4 protein-coding genes are annotated in these 2,584 nt (G+C 69.2%); 1 reads left to right on the forward strand and 3 read right to left on the reverse strand.

The window, feature by feature from the left end; translation table 11 throughout:
- A partial coding sequence (locus V6D00_06270) for a hypothetical protein (protein ID HEY9898769.1) occupies positions 1 to 610 on the forward strand: 610 nt, incomplete at its 5' end.
- Positions 611 to 660: 50 nt separating this feature from the next.
- Here the strand turns inward: V6D00_06270 and V6D00_06275 are convergent.
- The 3 genes from V6D00_06275 to V6D00_06285 are packed head-to-tail and all read right to left on the reverse strand — an operon-like array spanning position 661 to position 2,424.
- The gene (locus tag V6D00_06275) at positions 661 to 1,692 is read right to left on the reverse strand and encodes an alpha/beta hydrolase (GenBank protein ID HEY9898770.1); all 1,032 of its coding nucleotides are present in this window, start codon (positions 1,690 to 1,692) and stop codon (positions 661 to 663) included.
- A gap of 2 nt (positions 1,693 to 1,694) precedes the next feature.
- Positions 1,695 to 2,294, reverse strand: coding sequence for a hypothetical protein (locus V6D00_06280; protein ID HEY9898771.1), 600 nt, complete (start codon positions 2,292 to 2,294; stop codon positions 1,695 to 1,697).
- Positions 2,287 to 2,424 carry a hypothetical protein gene (locus V6D00_06285; GenBank protein HEY9898772.1) on the reverse strand — a complete coding sequence of 46 codons (138 nt, stop codon included), beginning with the start codon at positions 2,422 to 2,424 and terminating at the stop codon, positions 2,287 to 2,289. Before V6D00_06285 ends, V6D00_06280 begins: the two co-directional genes overlap by 8 nt.
- Positions 2,425 to 2,584 lie beyond the last annotated feature (160 nt).

Genomic DNA, 2,584 nt, shown 5'->3' on the forward strand with positions numbered 1-2,584 from the left:
GCCCGATCGCAAGTACCTCGCCCCCACCCCGCGCGGCGAGAAGCTCGACGCGGAGCTGCGCGCGCACTTCGCCCAGGTCATCAACGAGGGCTTCACCGCCGAGCTCGAGACCGAGCTGGATCGCATCGCCGAGGCCAAGCACGCCTGGCGCGGCTTTCTCAAGACGTTCTGGGAAGCATTCACCCCGCTGCTCACGGCCGCCCAGGCGGGCGTGAGCCCGCGCGTGGCGCCGCACGCGGGCTCACGCCCGGGCGCTTCGCCCAAAACAGGCGCCCGAAAGGGCCGCAAGGGGAAGGCCGAGGCAGGCGCCTCGAAGGGCGACGTCCAGGCCCTGTTCGACAACCCGCCGTGCTATCGCTGTGGCGCCCTCATGCGGCGCGTCACGAGCCAGAAGAACGGGAAGGACTACCTCTGCTGCTCGCGCGACCGGCAGAGCTGCGACTTCATCATGGACGCCGAGGCGCTGAGCAATCCGCCTTGCCCCATCTGCAAGGCCCCCACCCGCCTCTTCCCCTCGGGGACGGCCTACGGCTGCGTGCGCTGGCGCAAGGACGGCAAGAACTCTTGCGCGGGGATCGTCAACGCGCCCGCGGCGAAGAAGACGGGGTAAGCCCTTCGCTTCACGCGGCAGGGCTCACCCCGCGAAGGGTGCCAGCCCGCTTACAGACCGGCGACGAAGCCCTTCACCGCATCGGCGAAAGCGCCGGGCTCATCGAGGTGCGGCGAGTGGGCCGAGTGCTCAAAGATTCGCAGCGACTTGCTGGCAGCAGGGGTGCCCAGCCGATCGAAGGCCGTGGCCGCCATGGCCACTGGCAAGCGCCCGTCGTGGCGCCCCCAGAGGACCAGCGAGGGCAGGCCGATCTTCCCGAGCTCGGACGTCAGGTCGATGTCCAGGAAGGCCTGGGTCAGCACGAAGCTCCCCATGACATAGCGGCCGTTGGTCGCGCCGGCGAGGGGTGCGTAGGGGCTGACCATGCCCAGGTTGACGTAGGCCATGCCGCCGCTCGAGGGGGGCGGCACCAGGGACTCCTCGAGCTCCTCGACGTGGCCCTGGTGCGCCGGATCGTTCGCCACGGTCACGACGGGGTTCTGGTCGTACCAGGAGAGGACCTTGCGCCACTTGTCGGCGTCCTGGCCGCCTGCGACCTTCTCGGCCGCGCGCTCCTTGACCCACTGCCACGAGAGGCGATTGCCTTCGACCACGCTGTGCGCACCGTCCACCTCGATCCACCCCGCGACCTTGGCCTGGCGCTTCGCGTCCAGGAGGTAAGCGGAGCCGAGGGTCCCCCCCCAGCTGTGGCCGAGCAGGATCAGCTTCCGATCGGGGTACTTCCGCTTGATCGTCTCGACCACCCCGTCGAGATCCTCGACGTACTGGGCGAGGTTGAGCGTGTCGGTGGCCGCGTCGCCACGCGAGGATCCCGACGCCCGCTGATCCCAGTAGACGACCCCGCACGCCTGCTCGATGGCGCGAAAGCTCTCCTTGGTCGAGGTGGTCAGGCCGTTGCTGCCGGGACCGCCGTGCAGGTAGATCAGGATCTTGCCCGATTGCAGGTTGCCACGCACCCAGACGGGCATGTCGGCGCCCTTGTTGCGCACGAAGAAGGCGGTGTCGGAAGCGGCGCAGGCCGCAAGGGAGCCGCTGAGGGCCGCAAGGGCGATCGCGAGCGGCAAGAGACGACGACGCGGCATGGCTAGTTCCTCAACTTCCACTGGAGACCGACCTGGGCCGCCAGGTGCGGCAAGAGGTTGGTATTGACGGGGTATTCACCGAAGGCCTGCAGCTTGAAAAAGGCGCGCTGCCCCTGAAGGCCCAGGCGGCCGAGATCGTAGCCGAGGCCGAAGCCGACCATCGGCATCAGGGCCGCATGGCCCCCGTCGCCGACCGGGTCCACGCTCCCTGCCGCCGAGGGCGAGAAGACCTCGCCGTCGAGGCGAACGTGCATGACCCCGGCCCCCGCGCTCACGTCCGCCGAGAGGCCGAGCGGCAGGCCAAGGCGATAGCCCAGCTCTCCGGCCAGGAACAGGGCGTTGTGGCTGCGCGAATGGGTGTAGCCGCCGGCCCCGCCCGAGAGGTAGAGCTGGCTTTCTCCGGCCTGCCAGAGCGCGCGCTCGACGCCGAGCGCGACGCCCGGGTGATAGCCGGTCTCACCGAAATAGGCCAAGGAGAGTGGCAGGGGGTCCTCTTTCTGCTCGCTCGGCACGGGTGCCGCCTCCGCGCTCGGCGCCAGCACCAGGCTCCCCACGAGCGAGCCCCAGAACAGGCCCGAGAGAAAGACGTTCGAATCAATCATTGCGCTTGCGATGCCCCTTGAAAGTCACGCGGAAGCCGAGGGTGGCCCCGCTGTAGTCCCTGACGCCCGGAATGAAGAGGTAGCCTGCGCTCAGGCCCACCGCCCCGCCGACCGGCGCTGCTTTTCTCATGGGTGGGTTCCTTTCGGCAGACCGTCGTCGCTCTGGATGGAGACGAGGGTGAGGCCCAGGTCTCGCACGCTCGCAAGCACCCCGTGCAGCGCGGCTTGATCCGGCAGCATGCCGGTCATCACGGTGACGCCGGGCGACTCGACTGCGATCGCCAGCCCCG

It is taken from the genome of Pantanalinema sp. (genome assembly GCA_036704125.1).
GTDB lineage: Bacteria > Cyanobacteriota > Sericytochromatia > S15B-MN24 > UBA4093 > JAGIBK01.